The 17,879-nt window shown below is 71.0% G+C and carries 15 protein-coding genes; 7 read left to right on the forward strand and 8 right to left on the reverse strand.

Features of this window, described 5'->3' with window-relative positions:
- Positions 1-22: 22 nt before the first annotated feature.
- The 3 genes from ACQQ2N_RS04810 to pip are packed head-to-tail and all read right to left on the reverse strand — an operon-like array spanning position 23 to position 3,005.
- Positions 23-685: a response regulator gene (locus ACQQ2N_RS04810; RefSeq protein ID WP_440224544.1), complete on the reverse strand. Its 663-nt coding sequence runs from the start codon at positions 683-685 to the stop codon at positions 23-25.
- Complete coding sequence (locus tag ACQQ2N_RS04815; RefSeq protein ID WP_440224545.1) at positions 682-2,043, reverse strand: ATP-binding protein; 1,362 nt, start codon at positions 2,041-2,043, stop codon at positions 682-684. Before ACQQ2N_RS04815 ends, ACQQ2N_RS04810 begins: the two co-directional genes overlap by 4 nt.
- Positions 2,040-3,005, reverse strand: a complete 966-nt coding sequence (gene pip, locus ACQQ2N_RS04820) for a prolyl aminopeptidase (RefSeq protein WP_440224546.1) — start codon at positions 3,003-3,005, stop codon at positions 2,040-2,042. The genes ACQQ2N_RS04815 and pip overlap by 4 nt, the downstream gene beginning before the upstream one ends.
- Positions 3,006-3,185: 180 nt before the next feature.
- On the opposite strand from pip, the gene pqqA reads away from it, so the two are divergent.
- The 6 genes from pqqA (at position 3,186) to ACQQ2N_RS04850 (ending at position 7,683) form a co-directional block, all read left to right on the forward strand.
- The gene (gene pqqA / locus ACQQ2N_RS04825; RefSeq protein ID WP_440225709.1) at positions 3,186-3,260 is read left to right on the forward strand and encodes a pyrroloquinoline quinone precursor peptide PqqA; all 75 of its coding nucleotides are present in this window, start codon (positions 3,186-3,188) and stop codon (positions 3,258-3,260) included.
- A gap of 88 nt (positions 3,261-3,348) precedes the next feature.
- Positions 3,349-4,266, forward strand: coding sequence for a pyrroloquinoline quinone biosynthesis protein PqqB (gene pqqB, locus ACQQ2N_RS04830; protein ID WP_440224547.1), 918 nt, complete (start codon positions 3,349-3,351; stop codon positions 4,264-4,266).
- On the forward strand, positions 4,263-4,997 hold the full coding sequence (gene pqqC / locus ACQQ2N_RS04835) for a pyrroloquinoline-quinone synthase PqqC (protein WP_440224548.1): 735 nt from the start codon (positions 4,263-4,265) through the stop codon (positions 4,995-4,997). The genes pqqB and pqqC overlap by 4 nt, the downstream gene beginning before the upstream one ends.
- Positions 4,994-5,269, forward strand: coding sequence for a pyrroloquinoline quinone biosynthesis peptide chaperone PqqD (gene pqqD / locus ACQQ2N_RS04840; protein ID WP_440224549.1), 276 nt, complete (start codon positions 4,994-4,996; stop codon positions 5,267-5,269). The genes pqqC and pqqD overlap by 4 nt, the downstream gene beginning before the upstream one ends.
- Positions 5,266-6,408 (forward strand): pyrroloquinoline quinone biosynthesis protein PqqE, encoded by a 1,143-nt coding sequence (pqqE, locus tag ACQQ2N_RS04845; RefSeq protein WP_440224550.1) that lies wholly within the window; start codon positions 5,266-5,268, stop codon positions 6,406-6,408. The genes pqqD and pqqE overlap by 4 nt, the downstream gene beginning before the upstream one ends.
- 102 nt (positions 6,409-6,510) lie before the next feature.
- Entirely contained in the window at positions 6,511-7,683 is a 1,173-nt protein-coding gene (locus ACQQ2N_RS04850; protein WP_440224551.1) for a PQQ-dependent sugar dehydrogenase, read from the forward strand.
- A 21-nt stretch (positions 7,684-7,704) separates the two neighbouring features.
- Here the strand turns inward: ACQQ2N_RS04850 and ACQQ2N_RS04855 are convergent, their stop codons facing one another.
- The 5 genes from ACQQ2N_RS04855 to ACQQ2N_RS04875 form a co-directional block, all read right to left on the reverse strand.
- Positions 7,705-9,375 (reverse strand): ArnT family glycosyltransferase, encoded by a 1,671-nt coding sequence (locus ACQQ2N_RS04855; RefSeq protein WP_440224552.1) that lies wholly within the window; start codon positions 9,373-9,375, stop codon positions 7,705-7,707.
- A gap of 71 nt (positions 9,376-9,446) precedes the next feature.
- Positions 9,447-10,502, reverse strand: coding sequence for a CDP-glycerol glycerophosphotransferase family protein (locus tag ACQQ2N_RS04860; RefSeq protein WP_440224553.1), 1,056 nt, complete (start codon positions 10,500-10,502; stop codon positions 9,447-9,449).
- A gap of 161 nt (positions 10,503-10,663) precedes the next feature.
- On the reverse strand, positions 10,664-11,662 hold the full coding sequence (locus ACQQ2N_RS04865) for a glycosyltransferase (RefSeq protein ID WP_440224554.1): 999 nt from the start codon (positions 11,660-11,662) through the stop codon (positions 10,664-10,666).
- Positions 11,649-13,388 carry an ArnT family glycosyltransferase gene (locus tag ACQQ2N_RS04870; protein ID WP_440224555.1) on the reverse strand — a complete coding sequence of 580 codons (1,740 nt, stop codon included), beginning with the start codon at positions 13,386-13,388 and terminating at the stop codon, positions 11,649-11,651. Before ACQQ2N_RS04870 ends, ACQQ2N_RS04865 begins: the two co-directional genes overlap by 14 nt.
- 109 nt (positions 13,389-13,497) lie before the next feature.
- Positions 13,498-16,158, reverse strand: coding sequence for a winged helix-turn-helix domain-containing protein (locus ACQQ2N_RS04875; protein ID WP_440224556.1), 2,661 nt, complete (start codon positions 16,156-16,158; stop codon positions 13,498-13,500).
- Between the two features lie 229 nt (positions 16,159-16,387).
- Between ACQQ2N_RS04875 and ACQQ2N_RS04880 the strand changes: the two genes are divergently transcribed.
- Positions 16,388-17,821 (forward strand): hypothetical protein, encoded by a 1,434-nt coding sequence (locus tag ACQQ2N_RS04880; RefSeq protein WP_440224557.1) that lies wholly within the window; start codon positions 16,388-16,390, stop codon positions 17,819-17,821.
- Positions 17,822-17,879: the final 58 nt, after the last annotated feature.

The raw sequence follows: 17,879 nt of genomic DNA on the forward strand, positions 1-17,879 counted from the left end.
ACCGCACGGCGATGCCGCGCCCTCAGGCGTCGATGAGGCCCGCGCGCACTGCGATGAGCGCGAGTTCGGCCTGGTTGCCGGCGCCGAGCTTCTGCTTGATGTTGTAGAGGTGCGTGCCGACCGTGCGCGGCGACAGGCTCATGAGCTCGGCGATGCGGTTGACCGACTGCCCGCCCGCGAGCTTGAGGAACACCTGGTACTCGCGCTCGGTGAGGCGCTCGATCGGGTTGTCACCCGGGCCGACGCTCTGGATCGCCATGCGCTGGGCAACCTGGGCATCGATGTAGCGGCGGTTCGCGGCGACGCTGCGGATCGCCTCGATGAGGGCCTCGGGCGCGCTGCGCTTGCTGAGGTAGCCGAGCGCACCGGCCTTGAGCATGTGGCGCGCATGGGCCGGATCCTCGTGCGCCGACAGTGCGAGCACGCGTGCGCCCGGATCGCGCGCGAGGATGCGCTCGGTGGCCTCGAGGCCCGAGACGCCGCCCATCGCGATGTCCATGACGACGACGTCGACGGCTTCGTCCTGGTAGCGCCGGTACGCGGCCTCGCCACTGTCGGCCTCGGCCGCGACGACGATGTCGGGCGTGCCCTCGAGCAGCAGGCGGAAACCCATGCGCACGACGGCGTGGTCGTCGACGAGCATCACGCGGATCGTGCCGCGGGGCGTGGTGTCGCGCGCGTTCATGCGTGGCTCCGCGGCGCGGGTTCGAGCGGCACGCGCACGCGCACGACGCTGCCGCCGGCGGCCGTCGCCTCGATCGCGAGCTCGCCGCCGACCAGCGCGGCGCGTTCGTGCATCGAGCGGATGCCGTGGCGCGAGCCATCCGGACCTCGCGCGGGCATGCCGACACCGTCGTCGGCGACGCGCGCCTCGAGCACGTCGCCTTTCGCGCCGACCGCGACGTCGATGCGCCGCGGCCGCGCGTGGCGCACCGCGTTGCTGAGCGACTCCTGCACGATGCGATACACGCCGACGCGCACGGTGTCGTCGGGTTCGGCGGCAAGCACGTCGGCCGTGAAGCCGAACGTGATCTGCGGCGCACGCAGGCGCCAGTCCTCGACGAGGTCGGCGAGCGCGTCCACGAGGCCGAGCGTGTCGAGCGCGAGCGGGCGCAGCCGCGGGATCATCGCGTGCATGTTGTCGTACAGGGTATTCGAGGTTTCGGTCAGCGCCTGCGCGGCCGATCGCAGGCCGGCATCGTCGGCGGCGCGGTGTGCCATCGCGAGCGCGATGCTGCGGATCGCCGTGACCTGCTGGCCGAGCTCGTCGTGCAGCTCGCGCGCGAGGGTGCGGCGCTCTTCCTCGATGCGTGCGTGCAGCTCGCGCGAGAGTTCGCGCTGCGCTTCGAGACGCACCTCGCTTTCGGCGGCCTGGCGGCGCACCTCGAGGCCGCCTTCGAGAGCCTCGGCCATGCGGTTGAACGCAGCGCCCATCGCGGCGGCCTCGCGACCGCGCAACGCGGGCAGGCGCGTGTGCAACGCGCCGCGCTCGAGCTCGCGCAGCGCGCCGACGATGCGTTCGAACGGTGACACCGCGCGCCCGACCAGCACGTAGACGAGGCCGTTGGCGAGTGCGAACGCGAGGCCGGCGACGCCGAGCAGCAGCAGCATGTCGTCCCAGCCGTCGAGCACCGCACGCGAGGCCTCGGCCTCGATGACGAGGCGTCCTTCGCCACCGAGCTCGATCGTGCGCCGCTCCGGATACGGCTGCACGAGGTCGGCGAACCATTCGGGCGCGTTGCGGCCGGCCTTGTAGGTCGACGGCGGCGAGCGGTACAGCTCTTTACCTTGCGCGTCGTAGAGCAGGATGTTGTTCGCGCGCACGCGGCCGAGGTCGCGCAGATAGATGGCGATCTCGTCGGCGCGGTTGCGACTGCCGACCCAGATCAGGCGCTCGAGCAGCTGGCGCGTGATGCCGCCCGAGGCGCCGATCTCCTCGTGCACGCTGCGCCGCGTGTCGCCGATGAACAGCGCGACCATCGTCGCGACGAGCGCGAACATGAGCACGGTGATGATCAGGTGCAGCTTGACGCGCAGGCTCATGCGGCAGGCCAGCGCGTGAAGTCGCCGTCGGCGGCGAACGCGTCGAGCGCGCCCGTGAACGCGTCGTACAGCGCCGGATGGAACGGATCGTGACCCGCGCCGTCGACGAGGCGCAGGCGGCTGCCGCCGGCTGCGCGGTGCACGCGCCAGGCATTGCGCGGCCGGCAGACGAGGTCCTCGCGGCCGTGCACGATCGCGACCGGCAGGCCGCGCAGGCGGCTCGCCGCACCGAGCAGCGCGCGTTCGCCGAGGAAACAGCGCCGCGCGAGGTAATGCGCCTGCACGCGGTAGCGGTCGACCGCACGGGCGATCGCGTCGCCGTCGGGCACCGGGGCCGGTCCCGACACGCCGAGCAGCGCGCGCTCCCAGGCCCACCAGGCCCGCGTGCAGGCCGCGACGCGCTCCGCGTCATCGTCTTCGAATACGCGCACGAGTACCGCGAGCGGGTCGCGACGGTGGCGCCGCGGGAAGGTCGCGGCGAACGCCTCCCATGCATCGGGCACGAGTTCGCGTGCGCCCGTGAAGAACCAGTCCAGATCGGCGCGCCCGGTCAGGAACACGCCGCGCAGCACGAGACCGGTCACCGAGGCGCGATGCGCATCGGCGTAGGCGAGCGCGAGGCTCGAACCCCACGAGCCACCCGCGACGAGCCAGCGCTCGATGCGCAGACGCGTGCGCAAGGCCTCGATGTCGGCGAGCAGGTGCGCCGTCGTGTTGTGGCGCGTGCCGCCGCGCGGCGTGCTGCGTCCGCACCCGCGCTGGTCGAACAGCACGGCGCGGTAGCGCGCGGGATCGAAGAAGCGCCGGTGCGCAGGGCTGCAGCCGCTGCCCGGGCCGCCGTGCAGGAATACCACGGGCACGCCGTCGCGCGCGCCGCACTGCTCGTAGTGCACGCGGTGGCCGTCGGCGGTGTCGAGCACGCCCTCGTCCCAGGGCGCGATGTCGGGGTACGGCGTGCGCATGCCGCGATGGTAGCCCGCGACCCGCGCCTGCGGACGCGCCTCATGATTTTCACTAGATGACGACACGCGGATTCGCGCAGGCATGTTGCGGCGCGATGCCGACAGACTCGAACCGGCCCGGCGACTTCGCGCCGGGCGGGTGACGCACTTCCGCGCCGCCACACCGACAGGAGCACCGCCATGATCTGGGAAACCCCGCAGGCGATCGACCAGCGCTTCGGCTTCGAAGTGACGATGTACATCGCCAACCGCTGAGCTGTACGGCCGGCGCCCCGATGCCGCGCGAGGATGCGCGCGGACGGCCGAGGGCCGGGCGCCGGCCTTTTCCGGAATCCACGCACCGATGAAGGTACGCATCCTCGGGTCCGCCGCCGGCGGCGGCTTCCCGCAATGGAACTGCAACTGCCCCAACTGCCGCGGCGTGCGCGACGGCAGCCTGCGCGCCACGCCGCGCACGCAGTCCTCGATCGCGATCAGCGCCGACGGCATCGACTGGCTGCTGGTCAACGCCTCGCCCGACATCCTCGCCCAGCTCGCCGCGAACCCCGTGCTGCAGCCCGCCCGCGCGCTGCGCGACACCGGCCTCGTCGGCGTGCTGCTCATGGATGGCCAGGTCGACCACACGACCGGCCTCTACATGCTGCGCGAACACCGCGGCCCGCTGCGCATCTGGTGCACCGATCCCGTGCATGCCGACCTCACGCAGGGCAACCCTATCTTCGGCGTGCTCAGCCACTTCTGCGGCGTAGACCGTCGCGTGCTGCCGTTCGACGGCACGCCGTTCTCGGTCGACGGTCTCGAGGCACTCGCGTTCTCGGCGATCCCGCTGTCGAGCAAGCCTGCGCCGTATTCGCCGCACCGCGAAAACCCGCAGCCCGGCGACAACATCGGCCTGCTCGTAAGCGACACGCGTGACGGCCGCACGCTGTTCTACGCGCCGGGCCTCGGCGCTATCGACGCACCGACCTGGCAGGCCATGCAACGCGCCGACGCGGTGCTCGTCGACGGCACGTTCTGGCACGACGACGAGATGCCGCGCCTCGGCGTCTCGAGCAAGACCGGACGCTCGATCGGCCACCTGCCGCAGGCCGGCGACGACGGCATGATCAGCTGGCTCGACCGCCTGCCCGCGACGACGCGCAAGCTGCTCATCCACATCAACAACACGAATCCGATCCTCGACGAGGCCAGCGCCGAGCGCGCCGAACTCGCGCGCCACGGCATCGAGGTCACCCGTGACGGCATGGAGTTCAGCCCGTGAATGCGCTGCTCGACACGATCCGCGATGCATCCGGCGACACGGACGCCTGGCCGGCCGACGTGTTCGAGGCCCGCCTGCGCGAGCAGGGCGCCGCGTACCACATCCACCATCCGTTCAACGTCATGCTCAACACAGGCAAGGCGACGCCCGAGCAGATCCGCGGCTGGGTCGCGAACCGCTACGCCTACCAGCTCGCGATTCCGATCAAGGACGCCGCGGTGCTGTCGAACTGCCCGGACCGCGAGGTGCGCCGCGAATGGATCCAGCGCATCCTCGACCACGATGGCCACGGCGACGACCCGGGTGGCATCGAAGCCTGGCTGCGTCTGGCCGAGGCGACCGGGCTCACCCGCGAGGAGGTCACCGACCAGCGCCACGTCGTGCCCGGCGTGCGCTTCGCGGTCGATGCCTACATCGACTTCGCGCGACGCCGGCCGTGGCAGGAATCGGTGTGCGCCTCACTGACCGAACTGTTCGCGCCGGCGATCCACCGCCAGCGCCTCGCGAACTGGCCCGAGCACTACCCGTGGATCGCGGGCGACGGCCTCGCCTACTTCCGCAACCGCGTCTCGCAGGCACGCCGCGATGTCGACCACAGCCTCGCGATCACGCTCGCGCATTTCCGCACCCGTGAAGCGCAGCAGCGCGCGCTCGACATCCTGCGCTTCAAGCTCGACGTGCTCTGGGCGATGAACGACGCGATGGCGAACCGCTACGGGGTGACGACGTGAGCACCACGCCGGAGGTCCACGCCACGCCGCGTCTTGCACGCCACTTCCGCCTGCAGTGGGAAGAGGTGCAGCAGCGCCACGTGCTGCTGTATCCAGAGGGCATGGTCACGCTCAACGCGAGTGCGGCCGAGATCCTCAGGCGATGCGACGGCACACGCGACGTGCCGGCGATCGTCGCCGAGCTCGAGGAAGCCTTCGAACGCCGCCCGCTCGACGCCGACGTGCGCGCCTTCCTCGATTTCGCTCGCCAACGCGGCTGGATCGCACCGTGAGCGCCGCGCCACCGGGACCGCCACTCTGGCTGCTCGCGGAGCTCACCTACCGCTGCCCGCTGCACTGCACGTTCTGCTACAACCCGGTCGAGTTCGCCTCGATCGAGCACGAGCTCGGCACCGACGACTGGCTGCGCGTGCTTCGCGAAGGGCGTGCGCTCGGTGCCGTGCAGTGCGGCTTCTCGGGCGGCGAACCGATGCTGCGCGACGACCTCGAAGTGCTCGTCGCCGAGGCGCGCCGGCTCGGCTACTACACGAACCTGTTGACCTCGGGCGTGGGACTCAACGAGAAGCGCATCGCCGCGCTCAAGGACGCCGGCCTCGACCACATCCAGCTGTCGTTCCAGGATTCGAGCAAGGAGCTCAACGACTTCCTGTCGTCCACGCGCACGTTCGACCTCAAGCAGCGCGTCGCCACGCTGATCAAGCAGCACGGCTACCCGATGGTGCTCAACGTGGTGATCCACCGGCTCAACATCGATCACATCGACCGCATCATTGCGATGGCGGTCGATCTCGGCGCCGAATACCTCGAACTCGCGAACTCGCAGTACTACTCGTGGGCGCAGCTCAACCGCGAGCATCTGATTCCGTCGCGTGAACAGCTCGCGCGTGCCGAGACCGTGACGAACCACTGGCGCGAGAAGGTCGGCGACGCGATCCGCATCCTCTACGTGGTACCCGACTACTACGAGCAGCGCCCGAAGAAGTGCATGAACGGCTGGGGCAACGTGTTCCTGACCGTCACGCCCGACGGCACCGCGTTGCCCTGCCACACCGCGCGCATGCTGCCGGGCATGGCGTTCCCGAACGTGCGCGACATGGACCTCGCCTCGATCTGGAACGTGTCGGAAGGCTTCAACCGTTTCCGCGGCGATGCGTGGATGAAGGAGCCTTGCCGCAGTTGCCCCGAGAAGGAGCAGGATCTGGGAGGCTGCCGCTGCCAGGCCTGGATGCTCGCGGGCGACGCCGCCGCGGCCGATCCCGTCTGCGCCAAATCGCCGCAACACGACGTCGTCGAACGCATCGTCGCGCAGGCGCAGGTGCCGTTCGACGCGCGTCCGCCCGCGCAGCCGCTGGTGTTCCGCACGGCCAAGGCCTCGCGCGAACTCGGCACGGCGGTACCGCCAGCCGCCTGACGGTCATGATCCCCGTGTGACACTGCGGAACCCGCGAGCGCGGCGAAGGTCGAAACCCTTCCGCGCGCCGCGCGACCCGCCCCACACCAGGAGACCACGCCGATGACCCGACACACCCTTCTCGCCCTCGCCCTCGTGGGCACGATCGGCTGCGGCTCGAAACTCGAAGCCGATGCCGCCGCGCCGAAGGCCGCCGCGAAGGCCGAGCCGTCCTCGCAGACGAGCACGAAGGGCACGTTCCGCGTCGTCGAGGTTGCCAACGGCCTCGCGATGCCTTGGGCGGTCGCGTTCCTGCCGGACGGCCGCTACCTCGTCACCGAGCGCGCGGGCGTGCTGCGCATCGTCGGCGCCGACGGCAGCGTGTCGAAGGCCGTCACGGGCGTGCCGGCCGTGTTTGCCGAAAGCCAGGGCGGCCTGCTCGACGTCGTGCTGTCGCCGTCGTTCGCGCAGGACGGCCTCGTTTACCTCTCCTACGCCGAACCCGGTGAAGGCGGCAAGGCGCCGGCCGGCACCGCGGTCGCGCGCGGCAAGCTCGACGGCGAGGCGCTGACCGGCGTCGAGGTGATCTACCGCCAGGCGCCGAAGCTCTCCAAGGGCCACCACTTCGGCTCGCGCCTCGTGTTCGACGACCAGGGCTTCCTGTTCGTCACGCAGGGCGAGCACAACGAGCGCGCGACCTCGCAGGACCTCGACAAGCTGCAGGGCAAGCTCGTGCGCCTCAACGCCGACGGCAGCGTGCCGCAGGACAATCCGTTCGTCGGCCGCGACGGCGTGCGTGCGGAGATCTTCTCGTACGGCCATCGCAACATGCAGGGCGCGGCGCTGCATCCGGTCACGCGCAAGCTGTGGACCAGCGAGCATGGCCCGAAGGGCGGCGACGAGGTCAACATCCCGGAAGCCGGCAAGAACTACGGCTGGCCCGTGATCACCTACGGCGTCAACTACTCGGGCCTCAAGATCCCCGAAGCCGAAGGCACCGAAAAGGAAGGCCTCGAGCAGCCGCACCACTACTGGGCGAAGTCGCCGGCGCTGAGCGGCATGGCGTTCGCGAACGCGCCGTCGGCGTGGAAGGGCAACCTGTTCCTCGGCGCGCTGTCGGACCGCAACCTGATCCGCCTCGAACTCGACGGTGACCGCATCGCGGGCGAGGAGCGCCTGCTCGGCGACCTCGGCGCGCGCATCCGCGACGTGCGCGAAGGACCGGACGGCAACCTCTACGTGCTCACCGAGGACGCCAACGGCAAGCTGCTGCGCCTCGAGCCGCCCAAGGCCTGACCACGGTGACGCGCCGGCCCTTCAGGGGGCCGGCGCGTGCGCGGCATCGACCGCGCGGAACGGCCAGTAGCCTTCCGGATGACGCTGCGCGGGCTGCGCCGGCGGCTGCGGCGCGCCGCGCAGGCGCGCCCCCCAGGTGCCGGCACGCTCGATGAGCAGCCAGTCGGAACGGAACGGCTGCACGAACTCGGCGTTGGCGAGATCCGCGGCGGTCAGCGTCTCGACGTAGTGGATCACGCGCGCCTCGGGATGCGCGTCGAGCCACGGCTCGTGGCCGTGCAGCGGCAGCACCTCGAGCGGCTTCTCGAGTCGGCCGAGGAACTGGAACTGGTTGTGGTAGATGTCGTGGTGGACGACCTGCGTGCCGGCCGCCTGCATCGCCGCGATACGCGCCGCCGCGGGCGCGAGATCGAAGCGTGGCCACAAGGTCTGCGCGAACACGACGTAGACCAGCGCGAGCCCCGCCATCGAGACGACGGCGATGCGCCGCGCCGCCGCCGCATCGCCGCGCGGACACGCGAGCAAGGCCAGGCCGAGGCCGAGGCAGCCGAGCGCGAACGCCGGTGCCGCCGGTGCGAGGTCGATGTACCAGACCGACGTGACCTCGCCCGACGCGACGCCTCCAGGCAGCCATGCGAGCGCCGCCGCGCCGGCGAGCAGCACGAGCGCGAGCGGCCAGGGACCGAGCCACCACGGTGCCGGTGCGCCGCGCGCACCGACTCGAGACAGGCCGAGCGCGAGCAGCATCGCCCCGCCCGCGGCCTCGGGCAGCAGGTAGTAGAGCTGCTTGCCGCTGACCAGCGAGAACGCGATCGCGATCGGGACGAGCCAGCAGGCGATGAAGCGCAGGCCCGTGCCGCGCGGTCGCGACAGGCCGGCGACCGCGGCCTGCCACGCGCGCGGCCACAGCAGCCACGGTACGAGCAGGGCCGGCAGCATCTGGGCGTACCACCACCATGGCCGCGCATGGTCGAAGCTGTCGACGACACGACCCGCCGTCTGCATGAAGAACAGCTCGTGGCGATACACCTCGCCGCCGGCCATGCTCGCCGGAATCGCCCACGCGAGCAGCACGGCCATGGCGGCGACGAGCGCGAGCGCACCGCGTCCGTACCACGCCGCGCGGTGGTGCGACGCCCACGCGCTCCAGAACGGACCGAGCAGGAACGGGAATGCGACGTGCAGCAGCATGACCGGCCCCTTGGTCATGAGGCCTGCGGCGACCGCGACCGCGAACCAGCCGAAGCGCGGCCGGTTCTCGCGATCGCCGGCCAAGGCGACGAGCGCACCGAGCACGCACAGGCACAGCAGCATCTCGTACATGATCTGCAACGCGAACAGGAACGCGTAGCCGAACGCGGCGAGGATCCACGGCGCGAGGGCCTCGACCCCGGGATCGTCGCGGAACAGCTTGCGCGCGAGGCGCGCCGCGAGCACGAGCACGCCGAGGCCGATGCCGACCTCGAGCAGGCGCGGCCAGACGTCGCCGACGCCGCCGACGGCCCAGCCCGCGTGGATGAGCCAGAACAGCAACGGCACCTTGTGGCTGTAGGGCTCGCCGTTCGCGTACGGCACGAGGAACTGGCCGGCCTGCCACATCTCCCACGCCACGCCGAGCGTGCGCGTCGAGTACAGGGGCATCGGGCCAGTCTGGAAGATCGCCACGAGGGCGGCGAGGGTCCAGGCAGGCATCCACAGCGGCGTGGCGGAAGGGCGGCGTGCGTGGTGCGAAAGCGGCAAGGGCGTTGTCCTTCGACGGGCGGTCAGTCGGGTGCCGACCAGTCGATCCAGCGGTAATAGCGCATGCGGGCCTGCAGCTTGCGCCACAGGTTGAGGGGCTTCGGCGCGAGCGTGCCGAGGTCGCCGCGCGCGAGCGCATCGACGGCTTCGAGCACGCGCGCGCTCGAGGCGCCGTCGCGCGACGGATGGATCTCGGCGCCGTAGGCACGCAGGCGCTCGAGCCATTCCGGCGACGGCGCGAGCGCGGTCGCGAGCGCGGGCTCGAGTTGCGCGACATCGGCGATGTCGAGCATGTGCGGCTTCGGCGCGCGGTTGCGGAACGTCACCACGGGCTTGCCCTGGACCGCGAATTCCGACACCACCGACGAGGTGTCGCAGACCAGCACGTCGGCGGCGCGCAGCATCGGCACCACGTCGTCGGCCTCGAGGAAGCGCGCGTTCGGGCCGGCGAGTGCGCGATAGCGCGCGACGAGCGCGGGGTCGGACTTCGGATGCAGCGTGAGCAGCCAGTAACGCGAGCCTTCCGCGACCTGGCGCGCGATCTCGGCATGCAGCAACGGTGCGGACGTCAGCGACTCGGTGAACGTCGAGGCGTACATGACGACGGGACGGCCGTCGCGCGGACGCAGGTCGTCGGATGCGGGCGCCGGCGCGAACAGGGGGTCGAGCTTGGGCCAGCCGGTCTCGACGACGGCGAAGTGGCCATGCTGAGCGGCGAGTTCGCGGAACGGACGCGTCGTCGCCGGCCCCTGCGTGCAGTACAGGTCGAACAGGCTGCGGATGCGGAAGTGGCCGCGCTCGGGCGCACGCTTCTCGACGTTGAAACCGTGGAACACCTGCACCTTGAGGCCCGGGAAGAAATGCGGCACCCAGTTGCTCGCCGAGAACACCGCGAGCGGCGCGAACTCGCGGACCTCGCGGGCATCGTTGAGGCGTCGCTCACCCGGTGCGAGGTGCGAGGCGAGCGGTGCCGACACGAACCATGCGACCTCGCCACCGGCGTTGACGATCGCCCGCGCCAGCGGGCGCAGGATCGGCAACGCGTACAGCTCGGTGGCGAACAGCAGGTAACACCGCATAGACGTCCCATGCATGCGGCCGCGCGGCCCACGCGAGAAAGCCAAGGGGGAGCGACGGCCGGATGGCCGATGCCCGTGCGGGCAAGGACCCGGTTCCCCGGCCGCAGGATGCGCATCCTACCAGTCCGGCGGCACGAGCCGGATGACAGGCCGGCGACGGATCAGGCGCAGAGTTCGAGCAAGACCGCGACGAGGCGCTCGCGGAATGCGCGGTCGTTGGCCTCGTACCACGCCCGCGCACGCGCGCCGAGCGCTTCGCAGGCCGCGTCGTCGAGCGCGAGCATGCCTTCGATGCCGTGCTCGAGCGCGACGGGATCGACGAGGTAGCGCGTCGCGAGGCGGAACGGTTCGGTTGCGCGATGGCCCACGAGGACGCCGCGCGAGGCGTCGACGAGGGCATTCATCGGCGGCGCGTCGACGGTCAGCACGACCGCTCCGACGCTCGTCGCCTCGACGAGGTGATGTCCGAAGCCTTCGGTTTCGGACGGGCACAGGTGGAAGCGGTGGCGGTTCTGCAGCGCGCGCAGCTCGCCGTCGTCGATGCGTCGCGTCAGATGCACGACGTTCGGCAATGCAAGGCTTTCGCGCACGCGCCCCGGGTGCTGCAGCAGCGTCAGCGTCGGCCACTCGGGATGCCGCCGCCAGGCCTCGACGATCGCCGCGGTGCCCTTGAGCGGGCTACGCCCGGCCAGGTGGAAGAACGCGCGTTCGCGCGGCACCGATGCGTCCAGCCGGTCCTCGCTGGTGAAGCCGACCTCGACGACACGCCGCGCGGCGGTCGCGAACAGCGGAACCGCGTGCGTGGTCTTGGCGAGCACCGCATCGAGCCGGTGCGCGGCGCGCAGGTCGCTGCCCTTGAAGAAATCGGGATTGCCGAGCAGCAGATTGCGATGCGAGCCCGTGAACCAGGCCGGCCGCACGCGCTCGACGAACAGGTTCGTGCGGTGGCCGCCACGCCAGGCGCCGATGAGCTGGCGCAGACGAATACCCAGGCCAGGCCCCTTGCGGCCGCGGCGATCCTTGTCGACGCCGATGCGGCGCACGTCGAAACCCGCGTCATCCAGGATCGACGTGACCAGGTCGAGGTCGCGCGAAAGGCCGGCGCCGTTGTCGTAACCGATGACGTCGACGCGCGGCAGGCGCACGTCATTCGGCATCATGGTCCTCGTCGGCCCTCGGCACGGGCACGTCGCCGTCGCGGCATGCCGGCTCGACCGCGTCGGCGCGGAACAGCCACCAGTCGCGCCGGTTCGCGTTGCCGACGTGCACGGCGCGCTCGCGCGCGATGCACGGCGCCATGACCTCGCCGAGCACGAACACCCAGCGCTTCTCCGGCACCTCGCGCTGCCAGCGGATCGCCAGCGACAGCTGCTCGTGCCACGGGCGCAGGAAGCCGAAATCGACGGCCGGCCGATCCACGTGCAGCAGGTTCTGCTCCTTCCACGCGACGAGCGCGAGCTCGGCGTCGCGCGGCATCAGTGCACCGGCGTCCTGCATCACGTCGGCGGCCGACGTCGACGCATTGAGCTGCGGGTAGCCCCACAGGCTCCACGCGAGCCAGAGTCCGGCGAGCGTCGTCGCGAGGGCCAGCGGCGCGCGACGCACGCGGAAGACCAGTACCGAGACGGCCGCGACGACACCGATGCCGATGAGCATCGTCCACAGCGCGACGCCGCCGTCCTCGAAGCCGCGCTCGACCACGAGGCGGTCGGCGCGCGGCAGGTGCCCCGTCCACGCGGCGATCCCGACGCCGACGAACAGCAAGGCCAGCATGGCGACGAAGCCGGCGAGCAGGCGCCGGTAGCCGAGCCTGCGCAGCAGGTCCTCGGCGAACGGCGCGGCGACGAGCGCGAGCCAGGGCAGCGCCGGCATCACGTACACGTCGCGCTTGCCGCGCGGGATGCTGAAGAACACGATGACGATGACGATCCACGCGAGCGGGAGCAGGAAGCGTGCGTCACGTGCGCGCAGGCGCTCGCGCCACGCCGGCACGAGCCCCGGCAGCAGGAACGACAACGGGATCCACGAGAACGCGATGACGCCGACGTAGTACCAGGCCGGCTGGTGGTGGTCCCACGAGTCCGTGTAGCGCCCCGCGGTCTGGCGGAACAGGATGTCGTTCATGTAGGCGCGGTGTTCGGGCGAGTCGCTCGTGAGCACGGCGACGAGCATCGGCACGATCCACGACGCGACGGCGGCGAGGAACGCGAGGCCGCCGGCCGCCCAGCGCCAGCCGCCGCCATGGATCGGCGCGAGATGCGACCAGCCGCGCCAGCGCGCGACGAGGTACGGCAGGAACAGGAACAGCGCGAGCACGCCGACGCCCTTCGTGATCACGCCGAGGCCGGCCGCGAAGCAGCCGAGCCAGTAGGCACGCCAGTCGGGGCCGAGCAGGAAATGCCGCAGCAGGCCGTAGTTCGCCGCCGTGATGAAGAACGTCACCAGCGGATCGATCTGCGCGCGCTTGGCCTGGTAGACGAACTGGAACGTCGCCAGCAGGGCGATGGCGGCCCATAGGCCCGTGCGGTGGTTCCACAGCCGCCGGCCGAGGTCGTAGACGAGGAACAGCGTGCCGAGCGACGCGAGCAGCGACGGCAGCAGGAATGCGATCCGCCAGTTGCCGGTGAGCGTGTGCGCAGCGGCCTGGGCGGCCATGAACATCGGCGGCTTGTCCGAGTACAGCTCGCTGCCGCGATGCGTGATCAGCCACTCGCCGCTCTCGACCATCTGCTTGGCGACGAGCGTGAAGCGCGGCTCGTCCGCCGGCCACGGATCGCGCAGGCCCATGCCGGCACCGAGGAGGATCAGCGCAGCGAGCATGAAGAACCAGAACTCGCGACGCGCGGTCGCAGTCTCCGGCGAAGCGGGTCGTGCAAGGTCGATCATGGAGCCTCACGGTGCCGGTGGCCGCCGCCCCCTATGGGTCGGGCCGCGGGAACGGGTGCAGATGATAGCGATGCCGATGTCGGATTTCCGACGTCACGACCGGAGTGCTTCATCGGCGCACGGCCTGCGCCAGCGACGCGTCGAGCTCTGCGAGATCGCGCGAGAAGTGCCGCGCCACGAGTTCCGCGCGCAACGGCGCAGCCAGGCGCTGCGCCTGCTCCGTCGCCCCGTCCATGGCGAGAACGTCCACCTCGGCGAGCCGGAGCGGCAAGCGATCGAGGTACCCGGTGGTCTTCTCCGCGAACGCGCGACTCGCCACGAGGGCCACGCGGGCCTCGGGCATGCGGTGCTGGGCGCCCAGCGCACGCGCACGCAGCGCGGCAAGCTTCACGAGGTCGCGAACGCTGTCGGCCAAGGACGATTCCGCATCGATCATGCGAGCGAGCGCCCGAGCCGCCTCGCCCTCCTCGAGATCCAGCCCGGCGAGCGCGAGATCGATGCGCGCGATGCCGAGGCGGTCGTCGCGCTGCGCGGCGATGGCGCGCGCCTCGGCATAGGCCGCACGTGCCGACGCCACATCGCGCCGTGCCTGGGCGACATCGGCCACGGCCTTGAGGGCGACGATGCGATAGCGAGCGTCGTCGATGGCGGCACTCACGGAAAGGGACTGCGCCGCGGCGTCATCGGCGAGCCTGAACTGACCTGTCGTGGCCAGCAGCGCGGCCATGTAAGCCAGAGAGGCGGCGTGCTGGGCGCGGTTGCCCGCGCGTGCGTTGAGCTCGGCCGCCTCGCGGTACGCACCGAGGGCCGCGTCGCTGTGGCCCGCATCGAGCTCGACCCAAGCCAGGTACACGAGGGCGCGTGCTTCCGCGAGCGTTTCGCCCAGCGCACGCGCCGACGCGAGCAGTTCCTCGACCGGCCTTCGCGCGGATGCCGGATCGCCCCGCGCCACCGCGATCGCGAGCAGGTTGTCGAGTGCGACGTTCTCGTTCGCGCGCGCGCCGACCGCATGGTAGCCCTCGACTGCCGCGCGGTAGTGCACCTCGGCTGCCGCGAGGTCGCCAGCGAACATGCGCAGGTTGCCCAGCAACAGTTCGGTGCGTGCCATGCCGTTGCGATCGGCCGCTTCGACGAAGGCCATGCGGGCCTCCTCGAGGTCTTTCGCGGCCGCAGCGGCGTCTCGCAGCTCGATCGACGCCTGTCCGCGCAGGGCGAGCGCGCGTGCGCGCAGCGCTTCGGATTGCACGAGACCCGCACGCGCCACGAGTCGCGACGCGACCTCGCGTGCGCGGACCCAGTCGTCCATGCCACGCGCAAGCTGGAACTCGGCGAGCAGCACGTTCGGGTCATCGGCCAGACCGGGCCGCTCCTTCAGCTGCGCGAGGGCCTGCGTGGCCGACGCCTTGTCGTCGGCTGACAGAAGGGCATGGACAAGACGCAGACCGTATTCCGGCTGGTCGGGGAAGAAGCGGTACAAGGCCTGCCATGTCTCGACGGCCTGACGCCACGCACCCCCCGCTTCGAACTGAACCGCCTCGAGCGAAAGGCGCAATTCGCGCGGCGCAGACGCCGCGCGCGAGAGTCCTGCGCGGGCGGACCGTGCCGCGCGCGTGGCGTAGCCCTGCTCGAGTTCGGCGCGCGCGAGCTCGAGCCACGCGGCGACGAAAGCCGGATCACGCTGCACGACATCGCCGAGACGGTCCACCGCGACCTGCTGCATGCCCGCGGTCAGCGCCTCGACGGCCAGCGCGTAGAGCCGCGCGGTCTCGGCATCACGGGGCACGTGGGCATGTCGTGTGCGCGCGAGCGAGTCGCTGAGGGGATTCACGCCGAGCGCCGAGCGCACGCGTTCGCCCGCCACGGCGACCAGGCGGTCGAGATCGTCCTCGCTGCCGGCCACGCGGAGCTCGTCGGACACGTGTCCGTTCGCGGCATCGTGCAGGCGCAGGCGCAGCTCGATGTCGCGTGGCCCCCCGCCCGCAGCGCGCTGCACGACCACCGCGAGTACGGCATCGGTACCGAGGGAACGCCAGTGCGCGAGGTCCTCGCGACGTGTCGCGGTGCCGGCACGACGGGACAGCCTTGGGAAATCACGCACGGCTTCGCGCTGCGGGACGATCCGCAACTGTTCGGAGACCGCGAGTTCCCGCGCGAGCACCTCGGCCACCGCGGTCCCGAGCCATGTGGGCAGCCCGTCCAGGACATCGGCGGGCGCCACCGCGACCGCGGGCCGTGCGGTGTCGGGCAGCGGCAGCGCGGTAGCGGAACCCTGCGCCGCCTCGACACGCGGCTCCCGGCGCGCGGCGAGGCTCCATGCCGCGAGACCGGCGAACGCGAGGCACAGCGCCACACCGCCCCATGCCAACCGTGTCGGTGTCGATGCCGGCGTACGCGATGCGACGCGTGGCGTCGTCGGCGCGGATTCGCCAAGCACGACCGCAGACGATCCGCGCTCGACCTCAGCAACGAAGCGGTAGCCCTGGCGCGGGACGGTCTCGATGAACCTCGCGTCGCCGTCACCTTCGCCCAGCACGCGCCGCAGCTGCCATACGTACTTGTTCAGCGTCGCCTCGCTGACGACCTGACGCGGCCAGAGTGCCGCGTGGAAATCGTCCTTGGCGACCAGATGCCCGGCGCGGCCGACCAGCATGCACAGCACGTCGAAGATCTTCGACGGCAGCTCCACGGCGACGCCAGCCCGGCTCAGGCGGCGCTCCGCCGGCTCGAGCACGAAGTCGCGGAACACGTATCGGGTGGGCGAGGTATCCATGCGCAACGCGTGCTCGCGGGATGCCCGGCGGACGGCGCGGAAGTGTAGCGCCAGCGGGCGTGAAGAAAACGCGACGAATAAATGAACCGGACGTCGGCGACAACGGCGGCCGGGATCGCGACAGTCGGCCCGTCCGTCAGCACGGTGTTTCCCGCCGTGGATCGCTGCCCGGCGGAACCCGCGACCGGCATCGCACCGGACCGATCGACCTTCTCGACAGGAGCACACGATGCGCACACTCACGCCGATGGCCGCCCTCGCAGCGCTGCTGGCATGGTGCCCGACCGGCCACGCACAGGACGGGTCCTTCGATACCGGATTCGCCGGCACGGGACGCGTGCTCGTCGATGTATCGGACGGGCCCGGCGACGATGGCAAGGTGCTGCGCATCCAGCCCGACGGCAAGCTGCTGATGGGCGGGACCTGCCAGAAGGGCGAGGCGCAGGGTGGCACGACGATCTTCTTCTCCAAGTTCTGCGCCACGCGCCTTCGCGGGGATGGCAGCTACGACACGACATTCGGCCCCGGCGGCGTCGGCTACATCCGTTTCGACCGGTTCGAGACCGACGGCTCGGGCTTTCCGCACAACTCGGCCCTGCAGGACATGCTGCTCCTTGCCGACGGACGCATCGTGTTCGTGGGGGCGCCGACCGCGCTCGACGAGGTCCTCGTCGCGGTGCTGCGCGCCGACGGCAGCGCGCTCGACACCGGCGTCGCCGGCGTGGGGCATTTCAGCTTCAAGTACGGCGGGCGCCGCAGTTCCGGCAACAGCCTGCTCGCGCAGCCCGACGGCAGGATCCTCGTCGCGGGCCAGGTCACCGGGCCGAACAACAATCCCGACATGGCAGTGCAGCGCTTCCTGCCGGATTTCAGTGTCGACACGGGCTTCGGAACCGCCGGATACCGCAGCGTCGCGTTCGACATCGGTGGTCCCGGCGGCGACAACAGCGATACCGTCTTCGATGTGGCATTGCAGGACGACGGACGCATCGTCCTGGCGGGCTTCGCGGTCGCCACGACGGCCGGGACGGGCGTGCTCGAGGGCGCGGTCGCGCGCCTGACGACGACAGGGCAGCTCGACACCACGTTCGGCCCGAACCAGGACGGCCGCACACGCATCGCGCTGAACGGCTTCGCGGGCGTGACCGCGGTACGCGTGGATCGCCAGGGCCGCATCGTGGTGGCGGGCGTCGCCGCCGACCCCGTGACGGGCCGCAACCGCTGCATGATCGACCGCCGACTCGGCAACGGCAACCGCGACCCGGCCTTCAATGCCTCCGGCGGAACGGGCCGACCGCAGCTGTTCTCGATGCCGAACGGGTCGGGCGAGCACGCCTGCATCCTCTACGACCTCGCGCTGCAGCCCGACGACAGCATCCTCGCCGTCGGCGTGACCAGCCGCACGGTCGATTCGAACGAGACGTACTTCGGGGCGGCGCGCCTCACGCCGGCCGGCGCGCTCGATCCGACCTTCGGCGGCGGCGGCCGCTCGTTCTCGGCGTTCTCCGCCCTTGCCAACCGCAGCGACCAGGCGACGTCGGTCGCGATCGGCAACGGCGGCATGATGATCGCCGGCAGCAGCACGAACGGTGCGGGGACACGCATCCAGTTCGGGCTCGCACGATTCAGGCTGGAGCGGATCTTCGCGGGCGGCTTCGAATGATGCGATCCAACCACGCATCGGCATGCGGCACGCGATGGCACGGTGCCGGAGCAGGATG

Source organism: Dokdonella aquatica (assembly GCF_051987395.1).
Lineage (GTDB): Bacteria > Pseudomonadota > Gammaproteobacteria > Xanthomonadales > Rhodanobacteraceae > Dokdonella.